The sequence below is a fragment of the Paraburkholderia sp. BL17N1 genome (assembly GCF_003634175.1).
Taxonomy (GTDB): domain Bacteria; phylum Pseudomonadota; class Gammaproteobacteria; order Burkholderiales; family Burkholderiaceae; genus Paraburkholderia.
In genome coordinates, this window is sequence record NZ_RBIW01000001.1 from 1,743,832 (window position 1) to 1,762,226 (window position 18,395).

Annotated in this window: 13 protein-coding genes; 7 read left to right on the forward strand and 6 right to left on the reverse strand. The window is 63.2% G+C overall.

All coding sequences use genetic code 11. From position 1 onward, the window contains the following. The first annotated feature begins 178 nt into the window (after nucleotides 1-178). The 3 genes from B0G82_RS07730 to B0G82_RS07740 all read left to right on the forward strand — a co-directional run bounded on the left by B0G82_RS07730 (nucleotide 179) and on the right by B0G82_RS07740 (nucleotide 3,092). Nucleotides 179-730 carry a shikimate kinase gene (locus B0G82_RS07730; protein ID WP_121307084.1) on the forward strand — a complete coding sequence of 184 codons (552 nt, stop codon included), beginning with the start codon at nucleotides 179-181 and terminating at the stop codon, nucleotides 728-730. After that, nucleotides 730-1,815: a 3-dehydroquinate synthase gene (gene aroB / locus B0G82_RS07735; protein ID WP_121307085.1), complete on the forward strand. Its 1,086-nt coding sequence runs from the start codon at nucleotides 730-732 to the stop codon at nucleotides 1,813-1,815. Before B0G82_RS07730 ends, aroB begins: the two co-directional genes overlap by 1 nt. A gap of 71 nt (nucleotides 1,816-1,886) precedes the next feature. After that, entirely contained in the window at nucleotides 1,887-3,092 is a 1,206-nt protein-coding gene (locus tag B0G82_RS07740; RefSeq protein ID WP_121307086.1) for a deoxyguanosinetriphosphate triphosphohydrolase, read from the forward strand. A 126-nt stretch (nucleotides 3,093-3,218) separates the two neighbouring features. On the opposite strand, the gene B0G82_RS07745 is transcribed toward B0G82_RS07740, so the two are convergent. Together B0G82_RS07745 and B0G82_RS07750 are read right to left on the reverse strand one after the other, a co-directional pair. Beyond that, on the reverse strand, nucleotides 3,219-3,599 hold the full coding sequence (locus tag B0G82_RS07745) for a DUF883 family protein (protein WP_012434543.1): 381 nt from the start codon (nucleotides 3,597-3,599) through the stop codon (nucleotides 3,219-3,221). A 347-nt stretch (nucleotides 3,600-3,946) separates the two neighbouring features. Then, the gene (locus B0G82_RS07750; RefSeq protein WP_116143867.1) at nucleotides 3,947-4,672 is read right to left on the reverse strand and encodes an OmpW family outer membrane protein; all 726 of its coding nucleotides are present in this window, start codon (nucleotides 4,670-4,672) and stop codon (nucleotides 3,947-3,949) included. A 187-nt stretch (nucleotides 4,673-4,859) separates the two neighbouring features. On the opposite strand from B0G82_RS07750, the gene B0G82_RS07755 reads away from it, so the two are divergent. The 3 genes from B0G82_RS07755 to B0G82_RS07765 all read left to right on the forward strand — a co-directional run bounded on the left by B0G82_RS07755 (nucleotide 4,860) and on the right by B0G82_RS07765 (nucleotide 12,156). Next, nucleotides 4,860-5,567 (forward strand): transposase, encoded by a 708-nt coding sequence (locus B0G82_RS07755; RefSeq protein WP_012434540.1) that lies wholly within the window; start codon nucleotides 4,860-4,862, stop codon nucleotides 5,565-5,567. Between the two features lie 294 nt (nucleotides 5,568-5,861). After that, nucleotides 5,862-10,565 carry a glutamate synthase-related protein gene (locus tag B0G82_RS07760; protein ID WP_121307087.1) on the forward strand — a complete coding sequence of 1,568 codons (4,704 nt, stop codon included), beginning with the start codon at nucleotides 5,862-5,864 and terminating at the stop codon, nucleotides 10,563-10,565. Nucleotides 10,566-10,686: 121 nt separating this feature from the next. Further along, nucleotides 10,687-12,156 (forward strand): glutamate synthase subunit beta, encoded by a 1,470-nt coding sequence (locus B0G82_RS07765; RefSeq protein ID WP_106284166.1) that lies wholly within the window; start codon nucleotides 10,687-10,689, stop codon nucleotides 12,154-12,156. A 165-nt stretch (nucleotides 12,157-12,321) separates the two neighbouring features. Here the strand turns inward: B0G82_RS07765 and B0G82_RS07770 are convergent, their stop codons facing one another. Together B0G82_RS07770 and B0G82_RS07775 are read right to left on the reverse strand one after the other, a co-directional pair. Beyond that, nucleotides 12,322-13,596 carry a D-amino acid dehydrogenase gene (locus B0G82_RS07770; protein ID WP_116143874.1) on the reverse strand — a complete coding sequence of 425 codons (1,275 nt, stop codon included), beginning with the start codon at nucleotides 13,594-13,596 and terminating at the stop codon, nucleotides 12,322-12,324. Nucleotides 13,597-13,612: 16 nt separating this feature from the next. Next, entirely contained in the window at nucleotides 13,613-14,872 is a 1,260-nt protein-coding gene (locus B0G82_RS07775; protein WP_121307088.1) for an MFS transporter, read from the reverse strand. Nucleotides 14,873-15,207: 335 nt separating this feature from the next. Here B0G82_RS07775 and B0G82_RS07780 point away from each other — a divergent pair, with 335 nt between their 5' ends. Then, nucleotides 15,208-16,158: a tyrosine-protein phosphatase gene (locus tag B0G82_RS07780; RefSeq protein ID WP_121307089.1), complete on the forward strand. Its 951-nt coding sequence runs from the start codon at nucleotides 15,208-15,210 to the stop codon at nucleotides 16,156-16,158. A gap of 187 nt (nucleotides 16,159-16,345) precedes the next feature. On the opposite strand, the gene B0G82_RS07785 is transcribed toward B0G82_RS07780, so the two are convergent. Together B0G82_RS07785 and B0G82_RS07790 are read right to left on the reverse strand one after the other, a co-directional pair. After that, complete coding sequence (locus B0G82_RS07785) at nucleotides 16,346-17,617, reverse strand: ATP-binding protein (protein WP_121307090.1); 1,272 nt, start codon at nucleotides 17,615-17,617, stop codon at nucleotides 16,346-16,348. Then, the gene (locus B0G82_RS07790; RefSeq protein ID WP_012434533.1) at nucleotides 17,614-18,354 is read right to left on the reverse strand and encodes a response regulator; all 741 of its coding nucleotides are present in this window, start codon (nucleotides 18,352-18,354) and stop codon (nucleotides 17,614-17,616) included. Before B0G82_RS07790 ends, B0G82_RS07785 begins: the two co-directional genes overlap by 4 nt. Nucleotides 18,355-18,395: the final 41 nt, after the last annotated feature.

An 18,395-nucleotide genomic window follows, 5' to 3' on the forward strand; every position in this document is an offset into this window, starting at 1 on the left:
CGCTGCGAGAGAGCACCGGACCGCTGCAGCTTTTGCGCTGCGCCGGAAGCCCTATCAAGCGGCCTGGCGCGAAGCGACAGGGCTGAAGGCGCTCTCAAGCGGGGCGCAGGCTCGACAAGGCAGCCGCTTTGCCAGTAAGCTGCGGCACGAACCAAACCGGATTAGCCAGAGGACACCGTTGCAAGCGCGGGACGCACACGCCAATGTATTTTTCGTAGGGCTCATGGGGGCAGGGAAAACCACCGTGGGCCGGGCCATTGCGCGCCGTCTCGATCGCCCGTTCTTCGATTCCGACCATGAAATCGAGGCGCGCACGGGCGCGCGCATCCCCGTGATCTTCGAGCTGGAGGGCGAAGCGGGCTTCCGCGAGCGCGAAGCCAGCGTGATTTCCGACCTGACCGGGCGTGACAATATCGTCCTCGCCACCGGCGGCGGCGCGATACTGCGGCCGGACAACCGCGAAGCCTTGCAGAATCGCGGCGTGGTGATCTATCTGCGCGCCAATCCGCACGACCTGTGGCTGCGCACCCGGCGCGACAAGAATCGCCCGCTGTTGCAGACCGAAGACCCGAAAGCGCGTCTCGAAGCACTCTACGAAGTGCGCGACCCGCTATACCGCGAATGCGCGCATTTCGTGATCGAAACCGGCCGGCCTTCGGTCAACGGCCTCGTCAACATGGTTCTGATGCAGCTCGAGATGGCCGGCGTCGCCAAACATCCTGCGTCATAATGGACCGTATGAATACCGTCAACGTCGAACTGGGCGAGCGCGCCTACCCCATCCATATCGGTGCCGACCTGATCGGCCAGACCGCGCTGTTCGCGCCGCATATCGCCGGCAGCTCGGTCACCATCGTCACCAATACCACCGTCGATCCGCTATACGGCGACAAGCTGCGCGCCGCGCTGGCGCCGCTCGGCAAGCAGGTGTCCACGGTCGTCTTGCCGGACGGCGAAGCGTACAAGAACCTCGAAACGCTGAACCTGATTTTCGACGCGCTGCTCGGCGGCCGCGCCGATCGCAAGACCACACTGATCGCGTTGGGCGGAGGCGTGATCGGCGACATGACGGGTTTTGCGGCCGCCTGCTATATGCGCGGCGTGCCGTTCATCCAAGTGCCGACCACCTTGCTGTCGCAGGTCGATTCGTCGGTGGGCGGCAAGACCGGCATCAATCACCCGCTTGGCAAGAATATGATCGGCGCGTTCTATCAGCCGCAGGCCGTGATCGCCGACATCGGCGTGCTGCGCACGCTGCCGCCGCGTGAACTGGCGGCGGGCATCGCCGAAGTGATCAAGACCGGCGCCATCGCCGACGCGGGTTTCTTTCGCTGGATCGAAGCCAATATCGCGGCACTGAATCGCTGCGAATCCGAGGCGCTGGCCGAGGCGGTCAAGCGGTCATGCGAAATCAAGGCGTCGGTGGTCGCACAGGACGAGCGCGAAGGCGGACTGCGCGCCATCCTCAATTTCGGCCACACGTTCGGCCATGCGATCGAAGCCGGCCTCGGCTACGGCGAATGGCTGCACGGTGAAGCAGTGGGCTGCGGGATGGTGATGGCGGCGGATCTGTCCGTGCGTCTCGGCTATCTCGGCGAGGCCGCCCGCAAGCGTCTGGTGGACGTGATCGTCGCAGCCCATTTGCCGACCCGGGCACCCGCGCTCGGCGAGTCGCGTTATGTCGAACTCATGCGGGTCGACAAGAAAGCGGAAGCCGGCGCGATCAAATTCATTCTGCTGAAGCGTTTCGGTGAGACGCTGATCACCCAGGCGCCCGACGCCGAGGTGCACGCCACGCTGGCCGCCGCCGTCTGAGGCTCGCGGAGCATCCAGCAACGCTGCACGCACTCGCGTCACGAGGCGCCGCCCATGATTCGGAGAACCCGGTGACTGACAGGCGCAGCGACGATGTAAAGCATGAACCGGCGGCAGGCACGGCGACAATCAGCGTGCCCTCGCAGGACGCACTCGAAGCGCACCTCGCGCCGTACGCGGCGCATTCCGCGCAATCGCGCGGCCGCCGCTATCCGGAAGCCGCCCCCAGCGCGCGTACCGAATTCCAGCGCGACCGTGACCGCATTGTCCATTCGACGGCATTCCGCCGGCTCGAGTACAAAACTCAGGTGTTCGTGAATCACGAGGGCGACCTGTTTCGTACGCGTCTGACTCACAGCCTGGAAGTCGCGCAGATCGCGCGCTCGGTCGCGCGCAATCTGCGGGTGAACGAAGATCTCGTCGAAGCCATCTCCCTCGCCCATGACTTGGGTCATACACCGTTCGGCCATGCCGGACAGGACGCGCTCAACGAATGCATGCGTGAGCACGGTGGCTTCGAGCACAATCTGCAGAGCCTCGCTGTCGTCGACGATCTGGAGGAGCACTACGGCGCGTTCAACGGCCTGAACCTGTGTTTCGAAACGCGTGAGGGGATTCTGAAGCACTGCTCACGTGAGAATGCGCGGCGGCTCGGCGCATTGGGCGAGCGCTTTCTGGAAGGCCGGCAGCCGTCCATCGAGGCGCAGATCGCGAACGTTGCCGACGAGATCGCCTACAACAACCACGACGTCGACGACGGCTTGCGCTCGGGCCTGCTCACTGTCGAGCAACTCGCCGAAGTGGAGTTGTGGCAGGTGCACTACGAGGCGGCGCGTAGCGACTTTCCGCAGATCGAAGGCCGACGTCTCATTCACGAAACAGTGCGCCGCATCATCAATACGCTGATTGTCGATCTGATCGATACGACCAGGTCGAACCTGGACAGGCACGCGCCCGAGTCGCTTGACGCCGTGCGCTTATCGCCCGCGCTCGTCGCGCACAGTGACGAGATTGCCACGCAGGCTGCGGCGCTCAAGCGCTTCCTGTTCAAAAACCTGTATCGCCATTACCGCGTGATGCGCATGGCCAACAAGGCGCGCCGCGTCGTCGCCGGTTTGTTCGACGCGTTCACGGACGACCCGCGACTGCTGCCGCCAAGCTATCAGTCAACCGACGCGACGCAGCAACCGCGTCTGATCGCCCACTACATCGCGGGTATGACGGATCGGTACGCGGTCAAGGAATATCAGCGGCTGTTCGTGATCGACGACAACTGAGCAGCGCGGCACAAAGTCGCGCCGGCCGCGACGACTTGCGAGCCGGGGCCAGTGCAATGTACCGGTTCAGATCACTTGCAGCAGGCCACCGCTCAACCGGCGGCGGCAGCCCTGCGCGGTAGCGCCTTAACGCAGCCGCGACGCGAACAACGCGCCCGCAATCAGCGCAACGCCCCCGACGATCGCAATCGTCTGCCATGGATTCTCATGCACGTAATCGTCGGCGTCTGCCACCGCCACCTGGGCGCGTTCGCGTACGGCGTCGCGCGTATCGTTCAGGCGCGCGCGCGCGACGTCGAGTTGTTTGCGAAGTTTGCCGCGCAACGCTACCGCGTCGGCTTGGGTGCCGTCCGCCAGCGTGGATTCGAGTTCCGACATTAGCGTGCGCAGTTCGCCTGCGATATCTTCGGCTGCGTGGCGGCTGTGGCGAGCGATACGCCGCGCACGGCGGCTGGTGCTGGTCCAGGATTCGCCGAGGGCGTCTCGCGTATTCGGAAGTGCAGTCATGGTCGCTCCGTCGATGAGGTGAAAAAGGACCCGCGCGTTGTCACGAAGACGCAGTTTCACGTCGGGACGCGGGAAACACCATGCGAATGCAACTTCGGTGCCAAACCCCGCAGGCCCTAGCCACCGTGGTCCGAACGCGGATTCGTCGGCAGGCATTGCACTGGCGGGCACGATTCCGGGTCAAATTTACAAACGCTGACAGCGGAGTCGCCGCGCGGCTTCATGAGCGCCGAACCGGTCGCCTGATGCGCGCACAAATGAAAACGCCGTCATTGGATGTATGACGGCGTTGTCCAAGCCACGAAAATTCGACTACCCTACCTCAACGGCCCTAATTTTTTGAAGCGTTAGAAACGGTAACCGATGTTGACGTAGGAAACGATCGGGTTCAGTTTGATCTTGGTTTGCGACTGCACGTTCAGAGTACCGACCGGCGTGTTCGCCGCGGTGTTCAGCTTGGCGGTCGTGCTGAGCGGCAGGTACGAGATCGAGACGCCCGCGAACCAGTGCTGGTTGAACGCATAAGTGAAGCCGGCATTAAACACCGGCTCCCACGAACTATCCGTAGTGACGGTGGTCGGACCATGCAGAACGTTTGCCTCGAACGCGCTATTGGTGATCTTTTCGTCGGTGAACGAGACGCGGCTCACGCCGAGGCCGAGATACGGGCGGAACGTGGCGGTCGGGGCATTGAAGTAGTACTTGAACAGCAGAGTCGGGCTCCACTGTTTTGCCTGGCCCAGCTTGCCGAACTGGGCGAGACTGCCCGAACCTTCCAGGTCGAACGATGGCGGCACGCCAATGACGAACTCAGTTGCGATGTGATCGGTAACGAAGTAGCCGGCAGTGAAACCGATGGTGTCGGCTGAGCCGAGGGTTGCACCGGTGTTGGCTTCGGTGATGTTGGTCGGGCTGCCGCCGATGCTCGTCACTTTCAACGGTTGGCTGCTCGATTGAGGCGCTAGATGGAACCAGCCCGAAGTGACGTAAAAGCTACCGGCCGATTGCGCGTGCGCTGCCGTTGTCATGCAGGCTAGCGCCGCGATCCCCGTTACGGCCTGTTTTAATTTCATATGTGCTCCTCCAAAAAAGGCCCGCTCATTATGACTACAACGTTTGAAACAAACCATACGCGGCGGTTAGAGCTTTCTCCCTAAGCACCGCGTGGTTTCTGGCTCTACCGCATGGCGCCGAAGCTTGAGCGCATGCGGTTCTTCGGACCTTCGGGTATGTACCAACGCGACTATCGGATACTCCAGCATGGCACGGCTTGCACGTCTCTATGTCCCTGACCAGCCGCAGCACGTCATCCTCCGCGGGCTCGATCAGCAGCCCGCTTTCGTCGACGACCAGGACTACGAGCTTTTCATCGATTGTTTGAAAGCGGCTTCACGCGATCATCACCTGTCCATCCACGCGTATGCGTTGATGCCGGGCGCGGTGCAACTGCTCGTCACGCCGACCGAGGAGTCGAGCCTGCCGAAGGCGATGCAGGCGGTCGGGCGCCGTTACGTGGCGCACTTTAACAGGCGCTACGCGCGCCGTGGCACATTGTGGGAAGGGCGCTACAGAGCCACGGTAATCGAAGGCGAGCGCTACTTTCTGCTGGCGAGCCGCGTCGTCGAAATGTGTCCGGTGCGCGCGGGACTCGTGAGCGCGCCGGAAGACTACCGTTGGTCGAGCTACCGCCATCACATCGGCCTGACGCTCGACAGCCTGATTACCGACCATCCGCTGTACTGGTCGCTGGGCAATACGCCGTTCGAACGCCAGCGCGCGTACCGCGAACTGTGCGAGCAGCCGCTCGACGAACGCGAGGCCAGCCAGCTTCAGCAGGCCACGCTGAAGGGCTGGGTTTTGGGCAGCGAGACATACCGCGAGTGGGCGGCGCGGGCCGCCAATCGGCGTGTATCGCCATTGCCACGCGGGCGGCCACGCAAGGTGCGCGAGACGCCGCAGCAGCAATAAAGCGTTCTCCATCAATGAGCTGCAGCGAAACGGCATCTTTGCATGCCGTTTTCTTTTGCCCCAATTTGATGTGGAACCAATAAAATTTCACCGCAATGCACCAACTTGATAATTGGGGTTCAATGATAACGATTTATTTGCTATTCCATTGATTCGTCGCGTATATTCCGAATTCCGGTGCTTTTTGACGCGCGTAGCATCGAGCGTTGAGCGCGCCGTCGCGGTTGTGAATCGCACTGCGGCAATAGAAAAACGGTTTAACGGCCTGTCCGGCCCCTCACAGACGGTGTCCCCATGAACGACCACCAGCAACCGACTCACCCGGTTCCCGCCGCGCAAGGTCTGTACGACCCGCAAAACGAGCACGACGCCTGCGGCGTCGGCTTCGTCGCTCACATCAAGGGCAAGAAAAGCCACGAGATCATCGAGCAGGGCCTGAAGATTCTCGAGAACCTCGACCACCGGGGCGCCGTCGGCGCCGATCCGCTGATGGGCGACGGCGCGGGCATCCTGATCCAGATTCCGGACGGCTTTTATCGCGAGGAAATGGCCAAGCAGGGCGTGGTGCTGCCGCCGCACGGCGAATATGGCGTCGGCATGGTCTTCCTGCCGAAGGAACACGCGTCGCGTCTGGCCTGTGAACAGGAACTGGAACGCACGGTGAAGGCCGAAGGCCAGGTCGTGCTGGGCTGGCGCGACGTGCCGGTCGACCACACCATGCCGATTTCGCCCACCGTGAAGGCGAGCGAGCCGCTGATCCGCCAGATTTTCATCGGCCGCGGCAAGGACATCATGGTGACGGACGCGCTCGAGCGGAAGCTGTACATCATCCGCAAGACCGCGAGCCACCGCATCCAGGCGCTCAAGCTCAAGCACGGCAAGGAATACTTCGTGCCGTCGTGCTCGGCGCGCACGGTCGTCTACAAGGGCCTGCTGCTGGCCGGCCAGGTCGGTGTGTATTACCGCGACCTGCAGGACGAGCGCACGGTGTCGGCGCTGGCGCTGGTGCACCAACGCTTCTCGACCAACACGTTCCCGGCGTGGGAACTGGCTCACCCGTACCGCATGATCGCCCACAACGGCGAAATCAACACGGTGAAGGGCAACGTCAACTGGCTGAACGCCCGCACCGGCGCGATCGCGTCGCACGTGCTCGGCGACGATCTGCCGAAGCTCTGGCCGCTGATCTATCCGGGCCAATCGGACACCGCCTCGTTCGACAACTGTCTCGAACTGCTGGTAATGGCCGGCTACCCGCTCGTCCACGCCATGATGATGATGATCCCGGAAGCCTGGGAACAGCACACGCTGATGGACGACAACCGCCGCGCGTTCTACGAATACCACGCCGCGATGATGGAGCCGTGGGACGGCCCCGCCGCGATCGCCTTCACCGACGGCCGTCAGATCGGCGCGACGCTCGACCGTAACGGCCTGCGTCCGGCGCGCTACATCGTCACGGACGACGATCTCGTCATCATGGCGTCGGAAGCGGGCACGCTGCCCATCCCGGAGTCGAAGATCGTCAAGAAGTGGCGTTTGCAGCCGGGCAAGATGTTCCTGATCGACATGGAGCACGGCCGCATCATCGACGACAAGGAACTGAAGGACAACCTCGCGAACGCCAAGCCGTACAAGAGCTGGATCGACGCCGTGCGCATCAAGCTCGACGAGATCGAGGCGAAGGCCGAAGACGTCGCCACGGAACGCCGCGAAGCCGCTGCGTTGCTGGATCGCCAGCAGGCGTTCGGCTACACGCAGGAAGACCTCAAGTTCCTGATGGCGCCAATGGCGCAAGCCGGCGAAGAAGCGGTCGGCTCGATGGGCAACGACTCGCCGCTCGCGGTCATGTCCAACAAGAACAAGACGCTGTATCACTACTTCAAGCAGCTGTTCGCGCAAGTGACGAACCCGCCGATCGACCCGATCCGCGAAAACATGGTGATGTCGCTGGTGTCGTTCGTCGGTCCGAAACCGAACCTGCTGGACACGAACAACATCAACCCGCCGATGCGTCTCGAAGTGTCGCAGCCGGTGCTCGACTTCAAGGACATCGCCAAGATCCGCGCGATCGATCAGTACACGGGCGGCAAGTTCAGCTCGTACGAACTGAACATCTGCTATCCCGTCGCGTGGGGCAAGGAAGGCATCGAAGCGCGCCTCGCCTCGCTGTGCGCGGAAGCCGTGGATGCGGTCAAGTCCGGCTACAACATGCTGATCGTGTCGGACCGCAAGACCGACCGCGACAACGTCGCGATCCCGGCGCTGCTGGCCACCGCCGCGATCCACACGCACCTCGTGCAGCATGGTCTGCGCACGAGCGCGGGCCTGGTCGTCGAAACCGGCTCGGCGCGGGAAACGCACCACTTCGCGCTGCTCGCGGGCTACGGCGCGGAAGCCGTGCACCCGTACCTCGCCATGGAAACGCTGAGCCAGCTCGCGGCCGGCCTGAAGGGCGACCTGTCGGCGGAGAAGGCGGTCTACAACTTCACGAAGGCAGTCGGCAAGGGCCTGATGAAGGTCATGTCGAAGATGGGCATTTCGACCTACATGTCCTACACCGGCGCGCAGATTTTCGAAGCGGTCGGCCTGGCCGAAGACCTGGTGGTGAAGTACTTCAAGGGCACGTCGTCGAAGGTGGGCGGTATCGGCCTGTTCGACGTCGCGGAAGAAGCGATCCGTCTGCACCGCGACGCGTTCGGCGACAACCCGGTTCTTGCGAACATGCTCGACGCGGGCGGCGAATACGCGTACCGCGTGCGCGGCGAAGAACACATGTGGACGCCGGATGCGATCGCCAAACTGCAGCACTCGGCGCGCAGCAACTCGTATCAGACATACAAGGAATACGCGCATCTGATCAACGATCAGACCAAGCGCCACATGACGTTCCGCGGCCTGTTCGAATTCAAGTTCGATCCGACCAAGGCCATCCCGCTCGACGAAGTCGAATCGGCGAAGGAAATCGTCAAGCGGTTCGCAACCGGCGCGATGTCGCTAGGCTCGATCTCGACTGAAGCACATGCCACGCTGGCTGTCGCGATGAACCGCATCGGCGGCAAGTCGAACACGGGCGAAGGCGGCGAGGACGTGAACCGTTATCGCAACGAACTGCGCGGCATTCCGATCAAGAACGGCGACACCATGAAGTCGGTGATCGGCGACGAAGTGATCGTCGACATTCCGCTAAAGGAAGGCGACTCGCTGCGCTCGAAGATCAAGCAGGTGGCGTCAGGCCGTTTCGGCGTGACCGCGGAATACCTCGCGTCCGCTGATCAGATCCAGATCAAGATGGCGCAAGGCGCGAAGCCGGGCGAAGGCGGCCAGTTGCCGGGCCACAAGGTGTCGGACTACATCGGCAAGCTGCGTTACTCGGTGCCGGGCGTCGGACTGATTTCGCCGCCGCCGCACCACGACATCTACTCGATCGAAGATCTGGCGCAGTTGATTCACGATCTGAAGAACGCCAACTCGGCGGCCAGCATCTCGGTGAAGCTGGTGTCGGAATCGGGCGTGGGTACGGTGGCCGCCGGTGTCGCCAAGGCCAAGGCCGATCACGTCGTGATCGCCGGCCATGACGGCGGCACGGGCGCGTCGCCGCTGTCGTCGGTGAAGCATGCCGGCACGCCGTGGGAACTGGGTCTCGCCGAAACGCAGCAAACTTTGGTGCTGAACCAGTTGCGCGGCCGTATCCGCGTGCAGGCCGACGGTCAGATGAAGACCGGCCGCGACGTCGTGATCGGCGCGCTGCTTGGCGCGGACGAGTTCGGTTTCGCGACGGCGCCGCTCGTCGTCGAAGGCTGCATCATGATGCGCAAGTGCCATCTGAACACTTGCCCGGTCGGCGTCGCGACGCAAGATCCGGTGCTGCGTGCGAAGTTCCAGGGCCAGCCGGAACACGTCGTGAACTTCTTCTTCTTCGTTGCGGAAGAAGCGCGCGAAATCATGGCGCAACTGGGCATCCGCAAGTTCGACGACCTGATCGGCCACGCCGAACTGCTCGACATGAAGAAGGGCATCGAGCACTGGAAGGCCAAGGGTCTGGACTTCTCGCGCGTGTTCTATCTGCCGCAAGTGTCGGCTGAAGTCGCGCGCAAGCATGTCGACATGCAGGACCACGGTCTGGACAAGGCACTCGACCACACGCTGATCGAAAAGGCGAAGGCGGCGATCGAGAAGGGCGAGCACGTCTCGTTCATCCAGCCGGTGCGTAACGTGAACCGTACCGTCGGCGCGATGCTGTCCGGCACGATCGCGAAGAAGTATGGTCACGACGGCTTGCCCGACGACTCCATTCACATCCAGTTGAAAGGCACGGCGGGCCAGAGCTTCGGCGCGTTCCTCGCCAAGGGCATCACGCTGGATCTCGTCGGCGACGGTAACGACTACGTCGGCAAGGGCCTGTCGGGCGGCCGCATCATCATCCGTCCGACCAACGATTTCCGCGGCAAGTCGGAAGAGAACATCATCTGCGGCAACACGGTGATGTACGGCGCGATCGAAGGTGAAGCGTTCTTCCGCGGCGTCGCCGGCGAGCGCTTCTGCGTGCGTAACTCGGGCGCGACGGCGGTTGTCGAAGGCACGGGCGACCACGGTTGCGAATACATGACGGGCGGCACGGTGGTCGTGCTCGGCGAAACGGGCCGCAACTTCGCGGCCGGCATGTCGGGCGGCATCGCCTACGTGTACGACCCGGACAGCTCGTTCGCGGGCAAATGCAACAAGTCGATGGTCGCGCTCGATCCGGTTCTGCAAACGGCCGAACAGGAACGCACGGTCGACAAGGGCCTGTGGCACGCCGGCGCAACCGACGAGGCGCTGCTCAAGGGACTCATCGAGCGTCACTTCCAGTTCACGGGTTCGCCGCGCGCCAAGGCGCTGCTCGAAAACTGGGACGCGTCGCGCCGTCAATTCGTGAAGGTGTTCCCGACCGAATACAAGCGCGCGCTGAGCGAAATGGCCGCGAAGAAGGCGAACAAGGAAGTGCTCGCCGCCTGATTCGCAACTGGCCTCAAGCCAAAGACGTCACATACAAGCCGTACCCGCCGCGGCCCGCCGTTCAACGGTGCACGCGGCGGGTGTAGATCACCCCACCTGATTAGATAGAGAAGAGAACCACATGGGCAAGGCAACCGGTTTTCTCGAGTTCGAACGCCGCCACGAGGCGTACGAAGCTCCGCTCACACGTGTGAAGCACTACAAGGAATTCGTCGCCGCACTGACCGACGACGAAGCGAAGATTCAAGGCGCACGTTGCATGGACTGCGGCATTCCGTTCTGCAACAACGGCTGCCCGGTGAACAACATCATCCCGGACTTCAACGACCTGGTGTTCCATCAGGACTGGAAGAACGCGATCGAAGTGCTGCACTCGACGAACAACTTCCCCGAGTTCACGGGCCGCATCTGCCCGGCACCGTGCGAAGCGGCCTGCACGCTCGGCATCAATGACGATCCGGTCGGCATCAAGTCGATCGAGCACGCGATCATCGACAAAGCCTGGGCCGAAGGCTGGGTTGCGCCGCAGCCGCCGAAGCACAAGACCGGCAAGAAGGTTGCCGTGGTCGGTTCCGGCCCCGCTGGTTTGGCCGTCGCGCAGCAACTCGCGCGCGCGGGGCACGATGTCACGGTGTTCGAAAAGAACGACCGCATCGGTGGTTTGCTGCGTTATGGCATTCCCGACTTCAAGCTGGAGAAGTGGCTGATCGATCGCCGCATGCGTCAGATGGAAGCCGAAGGCGTGACGTTCCGCGCGGGCGTGTTCATCGGCAAGGCGGATTCACTGCCGGCGCATATCGGCAACACGGCGAAGGAAACCGTTTCGCCGGAGCAACTGAAGGAAGAGTTCGACGCCGTGGTAATCGCGGGCGGTTCGGAAACGCCGCGCGATCTGCCGGTGCCGGGCCGCGAGCTGGAAGGCATCCACTACGCGATGGAATTCCTGCCGCAACAGAACAAGGTCAATGCCGGCGACAAGGTCGCGAACCAGTTGCTCGCGAAGGGCAAGCATGTGGTCGTGATCGGCGGCGGCGATACGGGTTCGGACTGCGTGGGCACGTCGAATCGCCATGGCGCGAAGAGCGTCACGCAATTCGAATTGCTGCCGCAGCCGCCGGAAGAAGAAAACAAGCCGCTCGTGTGGCCGTACTGGCCGATCAAGCTGCGCACGTCGTCGTCGCATGACGAAGGCTGCTCGCGTGATTGGGCAGTCGCGACCAAGCGCCTCGAAGGCAAGAATGGCAAGGTCGAGAAGCTGATCGCGGCGCGCGTCGAATGGAAGGACGGCAAGATGCAGGAAGTGCCGGGCTCCGAATTCGAAATGAAGGCCGATCTGGTGCTGCTCGCCATGGGCTTCACGCAGCCGGTGTCGCCGGTGCTCGAAGCGTTCGGCGTCGATAAGGATAATCGCGGCAACGTGCGTGCTTCTACCGAAGGCGAGAAGGCGTACTACACCTCGGTGGACAAGGTGTTCACCGCGGGCGATATGCGCCGTGGTCAGTCGCTGGTGGTGTGGGCGATTCGTGAAGGCCGTCAGTGCGCGCGTTCGGTCGACGCGTTCCTGATGGGGCATTCGGAACTGCCGCGTTAAACGTCTCCCGTCTGGTTTTCGTGCTGAGGCATGGGAGCCGGCTACTGCTTGCAGGAAGAGGTGGAGACGACAATGTGCCGCGTCAGCGGTGCATCAAGCGGTGAAAAAACAAAGCCGGGCACCTGAGAGGGTGACCCGGCTTTTTAACTTCAGCGTGCAGCGGCGCTATGTACGTGATTTACCGTACCGCCCCAACGTCAGCCCATCAAGATCGATCTCCGGCTTGCGGTGCGTGATCAAATCCGCGACCACACGTCCCGAACCCATCGACATCGCCCAACCCGTCGAGCCGTGCCCGAGGTTCAACCACAGTTTCTCCACGCCGGACGGACCGAGCAGCGGCGCGCCGTCGGGTGTCATGGGACGGCGGCCGACCCAAAAATGCGCGGACGTGGGATTAGCCGCGTGCGGAAACCAGTCGCTCAGCACTTTCATGAGCGTTTGCAAGGCCTGTTCGCGCAAGGTGGTCTGCCGATTACCGAGTTCCGCAGTGCCGGCTACCCGCAGGTTGTTGCCAAAACGCGTGATTGCCGTCTTCAGCGATTCGTCCATCAACGCGCCGCGCGGGGCTTTTTCTTCGTCGGTGACGGGCAGCGTCGCGGAATAGCCTTTCACCGGATAAAGCGGCACCTTCACGCCGAGCCGCGCGAGCAACCCCGCACTGTCGACGCCCAGCGCCACCACCACGGCATCCGCGTACAGCATCTCCGCGCCGCGCTCGCTCTCGATACGCACTGCGCGCACCGCCCCGCCTTGCACATCAAGCGACGTCACCCGCGTGTCGAAACGGAAGCGCACGTCATTGCGTTCACATATGGCGCGCAGTTCGCGCGTGAAGCGTGCGCAATCGCCGGCTTCGTCGTCGGGCAGATAGAGCCCCGAGAGCGGCGCCTGACGCGCCCAGTTCAAACCCGGCTCGATCTCGACACACTGCGCCGCGCTCACTTCCCGATGCGCGATACCCGCGTCGCGCAACACGGCGAGCGCCGGCTGCGCGAGTTCGACGTCGTACTCGCTGCGGAACAACTGCAGATAGCCTTGGCTGCGGGCGTAGTCGAACGGATAGCAAGCGCGGAATTCGTGCAGACAGTCGCGGCTGTAGTAAGCAATGCGCTGCATACGCTGCTTGTTGACGCGAAACCGTTCGAGATCGCATTCATGCAGCCAGCGCGCGATCCAACGCCATTGAGCTGGATCGAAGGTCGGGCGGAAGATCAGCGGCGAGGCCGGCTTGAACAGATATTTGAGGATCTTCGCCGGCATGCCGGGCGCGGCCCAGGGCGTGACGTAGCCCGGCGCGATCACGCCCGCGTTGCCGAAACTGGTGGAGAGCGCGACGTCCGGTTCGCGCTCGATCACGGTGACTTCGCAGCCCTGCTGGCGGAGGTAAAAAGCAGTGGCGACGCCGATCACGCCGCCGCCCAGAACAATCGTTTTCATGTGTGTGACTGCGGGTTCAGGCGGCAGGCTGGGTCGCGCCGAGCACCTTGCCCCTGGTTTCGGGCAGACACAACGCGGCGACGATCACAAGCAGATAGCCTGAGCCGGCCACGATGCCCATCGCCTTCACCAGCGTCATGGTTTGCGACAGTGTACCGACCAGAATCGGAAAGAACGAACCGAGGCCACGCCCGAGGTTGTAGCAGAATCCTTGTCCCGAACCGCGTATCGCATTCGGATAAAGCTCGGACAGGTAAGCGCCCACGCCCGCGAAAATCCCTTGCACCACGATGCCGAGCGGAAAGCCGAGCGCCAGCATCATGCCGTCGGTGATCGGCAGCATGGTGTAGAACATGCCGAGCACGAACGAGCCGATCGCGAATAGCACGAACGACGCGCGCCGGCCGATCTTGTCGCACAGAATCGCGCCGACGATATACCCCGTGAATGAACCGACGATCAGCACGATCAGATAGCCGCTCGTGTTGAACACAGACAGATGCCGCACGGTCTTCAGATAGGTCGGCAACCACGTGGTGATCGCGTAATAGCCGCCGAGCATGCCGGTGCACAGCACGCTACCGAGCAAGGTGGTTTTGAGGTGAGCGCCCGAGAAGATCTGCAGGAAATGTGACGTATCGAAACCGCTCTCACGAGCCCGACGCGTTTCGAGAAAGATCTCCGGATCGCTCACATTGCGACGAATGTAGATGATCCATGCAGCGGGCAGCAGACCGATCCAGAAGCAGGCGCGCCATGCGTACTGCTCAGGCAGCAACGCAAAGAAAGCCCAGTAAATGATCGCCGCAGCCGCCCAGCCGAACGACCAGCTGCTTTGCACGGTGCCGACCGCTTTCGCGCGATGCTGAGGCGAACGAATGGTCTCGGCCATCATGATCGTCACGACCGACCATTCACCGCCGAAGCCGATGCCTTGCAGCGTGCGCGTGGTGAGCAACTGCCAGAACGAGTGCGTGAAGCCGGACAGAAAGGTGAACAGCGCGAAGGTGGCGATGGTCCACTGCAGCACGCGGATGCGGCCGTAGCGGTCGGCGAGAATGCCGGCGAGCCAGCCGCCCACCGCCGACGAGATCAGCGAACTGGTGGCGATCATGCCGGCTTCGCTTTTGGTCATGCCCCACGTCGCGATCAGCGTCGGAATGAGGAAGGAGTAAATCATGAAGTCAAAAGCATCGACCGCGTAGCCTCCGAAGCCGGCGTATAGCGTGCGGCGTTCGCGTTGGGTCAGTTCGGTGAACCATTGGAGAGAGGGCATGTTTTGTTGTGGTCTCCAGGGCTTGTTGGCCTGCCGTCGGCGTGAATGTGGGGTGTTTGTATTCTACGGGGATGAGGCGTCGTGAGGCCAGTTGTGGTCAAAAATGGCAGGCAACGGTAAGAAACCGATAAGAGATGAAAAGCCGGAGAAATCTGCGCGAGGGAAAGGCAATGTCGCGGCCTGGCTGACGATCGCGCTGTCCGACCGATGCGCGCGAGCCGCTTTTTCCTTACCAACTACTACCGTGTAACCCAAACGATATTGAGCATGGTTAAACTGCGCTCGCAGCGCCGATGCTGCGACTTATCCACTCACGCCCGCGCCAGCCACGCCGAATGCCCGTTCCCGCAAAAACCTGCTCGCCATTCCGACGCTCCGCGAGCACTTTTCCGCGGACGAGCCAACTGTCGGACGAGGCGCCGCCGGCCTCGCGCCGGACTTTCCTGAAGCGCTCAGCCGGCGTGCTGCTGATCTCCGGCATGGGCAGCTCGCTACTGTCCGCGTGCGGCGGCGGCAACCTCGACGCTGATCAGCCCGCCACGCCGCGTCTTGCGTCGGTCGACAACTTCCGCGATCTGGCGGGAGCGGCCGCTGGGTATCCGACCGTCGACGGCAAACAGATGCGCCGGGGCGCGTTCTACCGCGCGAACGCCTTGACGCTCGACACCACCGACCAGGCCACGATCGACCGGCTCGGCATTGCCTCGGTCTACGATCTGCGCACGCCCGGTGAAATTGCGCGCACCGCCGATATCCTGCCGAGCGGCGCGACCACCCAGACGTTCAACGTGCTCGGCATCACTGACTTCGTCACGCCGAACGTCGAGACGGCGGGCGCCGCCGTCGCGTTCATGGAATCGCAGGCGCGCGGCTACGTCACCGGCGCCGCCCAGCGCGCCGCATACGGGGCGCTGCTGACCGGTCTCGCCGAAGGGCCAGGCGCGCAACTCTTTCATTCCAACGCGGGCAAGGACCGCGCCGGCTGGGTCGCGGCGCTCCTGCTCAGCATTGCGAACGTTCCGCTCGACGTCATCGTGCAGGACTATCTGCTGAGCAACGCCTATCTGGCGCCGTCGATCGAAACGCAAACCGGCAGGCTGCGCGCGCAGGACGGCGACGCCATCGCTTCCGCGGAAGCGCCGCTGATGAATGTCCAGGAAAATTATCTGCAGGCCGGATTCGACCAGGTGCAGGCAATCTACGGCACGATGGTGAGCTATCTGACGCAAGGTCTCGGCGTCTCGCAGACGACCATCGATACCTTGCACAGTCGCCTGGTGTTTTGAGGCGCCACAGCCGCGAGCTACGCGTTCGACACGAAAAAAGCCGGCCAAAAAAAGTCCGCCCTAAATGACGGGGCGGACAGAGAAGGGCGGCATCGAGGTTGCCGGGAGCGACTATAAAGCCCCCGCGCCTGCGATGGTTCATCCAGTAAGGGGGCGTAAGCGCCGCCCAACCTCTTTCACCTCTCTGTCACGTCGACGTCGGCACCGCCGGCAATTCGATCCGCACTTCCAGACCGCCCTGCGCGTGATTACGCACGTGACAGCGTCCGCCGCGATCGTGCGCGAGCCGTGCGACGATCGCGAGGCCGAGGCCGCAATGGCCCTCGCCGCCACGCGCCGCGTCGAGCCGGACAAACGGCTTCATGGCTGCGGCGATGCGGTCGTCGGGAATGCCGACGCCGTGGTCGCGCACGCTGATTACCCAATGGCCGTCGGTGCGGGCGGTGGCGATATCCACCGGCGGCGCGCCGTGTTCGAGCGCGTTGTCGACGAGGTTCGTGACCAGCCGGTCCAGCAGCGTGCGCGGCAGCCTGAACGCCGGGCCGGCGCGCAGATCGAGCGTGAAGAGCGGTGCTTCGGTGCTGTCGCTGGCGGAGAACTGTTCCTGCAAGAAGTCGTTGACTTCGACCGGCGGCCCGGCGTCGGCGGACTGTCCCGCGAATTCGAGAAACTGCTGAACGATGTTGGTGAGCGAGTCGACGTCGCGGATCAGGCCGGCGCGTTCGTTTTCCGCCACCAGCACGCTCGCGCGCAGCTTCAGGCGCGTGAGCGGCGCCTTCAGGTCGTGCGCGACACCGGCCAGCATCACCGCCTGGTCGTCGCCCGCTTCGTTCAGGCGCCGCATCATGTCGTTGAACGAACCGATCAGATCGCGCAACTCGCGCGGGCCTTGCACTGTCACCGGTTCTGGACGGCCGCCCGAGCCGAACGCACGCGCGGCGTCGGCGACGCGCGAAAGCGGCCGCTGCATCTGCCAGACTGCCAACAGCGAGAGGATCAGCGCGGCAAGCAGCATCGAGATCGACTCGATCAGAAAGCGTGGGCGCGGCGGCACATCGACCGGCACCACGACCCAGTTCGGCTTGCCGGGAAACAGCACCCATAACTGCGGCGGGCGTAGATCGTCGACGGCGATCTGCGTGCCGGGCGGCAGATTCTCGCGCAAGTGCCGGCTCAGGTCTTCGAGCGGACGCTGCGTGGGCGCGTGTAGATGCACGCTCGCCGGCATGTTCCAGGTGGGTACGAGATGTACGCGCATGGCGGGCGCGAGCGCGGCGCCTTTCATCGGCTCGCCGTTGACGGCTTGCAGCACCAGCAGGATGCCGCGCGCGAAGCCGTCGATTTCGTGGCGCGGCGGCTGCATCACTACCAGCACGAACCAGCCGGCCTGAATTGCGAACAACACCGCCGCCGAGAGTAACGCCATTCTGCCGAACAGCGTGTTCAGCGGGTTTTTCATGCGCTTGAGGCGGCCTCGTCGGCGAAAGGCGTGCCGTCGGCGTCGGGCACGAAAACATAGCCTTTGCCGCGCACCGTCTGCACGTAGCAGGGATTCGACGGGTCGTCTTCGATCACGCGGCGCAGGCGCCAGATCGGCACGTCGAGGCTGCGGTCGCGGAAGGCGAGGTTGTCGCGATGCACGAGATCGTGAATCAGCACGCGCGACAGCACCTTGTACGGATTGTTGACGAAGATCTTCAGGAGCGCGAACTCACTGTCGCGCAGCGGCAGCTTGGAGTTGTCGCGGCACAGTGAACGGGTGGCGAAGTCGAGCTCGAACGGGCCGAAGCGATACGGCTTGCGGGCTTCCGGCGCGCTCGTGGTGGACGGCCCGCGCCGGCGCAAAACCGTGTGGATGCGGGCGAGCAATTCGCGCGGATCGAACGGCTTGGTCAGATAGTCGTCCGCGCCGAGCGAGAGCCCGACAATGCGGTCGGCCACCGTGCCGCGCGCCGTCACGAAGATCACCGGAATGTCGTCGCCGGCGGCGCGCAGCGCGGTGAGCGCGCGCAAGCCGTCGGTGTTCGGCATCATGATGTCGAGCACGACGACGGACGGCCGTTCGCGTTCGAGCCGGCGCTGGAGATGTGTGCCGTCGTGGAGCACGGACGCGTCGAAGCCGTTCGACTGCAGAAACTTGCAAAGCAGATCGCGTACGACCGGATCGTCGTCGACGATAAGGACCTGTGGATTCATGCTGAAATTTTAAGCTGACGCGCGTGGCGCGCGGCCGACTG

Bases quoted from the DNA above. Each gene is read 5' to 3' on its own strand.
- aroB (WP_121307085.1), top strand. From the start codon at position 730: ATGGACCGTATGAATACCGTCAACGTCGAACTGGGCGAGCGCGCCTAC.
- B0G82_RS07745 (WP_012434543.1), bottom strand. From the start codon at position 3,599: ATGACTGCACTTCCGAATACGCGAGACGCCCTCGGCGAATCCTGGACC.
- B0G82_RS07750 (WP_116143867.1), bottom strand. From the start codon at position 4,672: ATGAAATTAAAACAGGCCGTAACGGGGATCGCGGCGCTAGCCTGCATG.
- B0G82_RS07755 (WP_012434540.1), top strand. From the start codon at position 4,860: ATGGCACGGCTTGCACGTCTCTATGTCCCTGACCAGCCGCAGCACGTC.
- B0G82_RS07760 (WP_121307087.1), top strand. From the start codon at position 5,862: ATGAACGACCACCAGCAACCGACTCACCCGGTTCCCGCCGCGCAAGGT.
- B0G82_RS07765 (WP_106284166.1), top strand. From the start codon at position 10,687: ATGGGCAAGGCAACCGGTTTTCTCGAGTTCGAACGCCGCCACGAGGCG.
- B0G82_RS07770 (WP_116143874.1), bottom strand. From the start codon at position 13,596: ATGAAAACGATTGTTCTGGGCGGCGGCGTGATCGGCGTCGCCACTGCT.
- B0G82_RS07775 (WP_121307088.1), bottom strand. From the start codon at position 14,872: ATGCCCTCTCTCCAATGGTTCACCGAACTGACCCAACGCGAACGCCGC.
- B0G82_RS07780 (WP_121307089.1), top strand. From the start codon at position 15,208: ATGCCCGTTCCCGCAAAAACCTGCTCGCCATTCCGACGCTCCGCGAGC.
- B0G82_RS07785 (WP_121307090.1), bottom strand. From the start codon at position 17,617: ATGAAAAACCCGCTGAACACGCTGTTCGGCAGAATGGCGTTACTCTCG.
- B0G82_RS07790 (WP_012434533.1), bottom strand. From the start codon at position 18,354: ATGAATCCACAGGTCCTTATCGTCGACGACGATCCGGTCGTACGCGAT.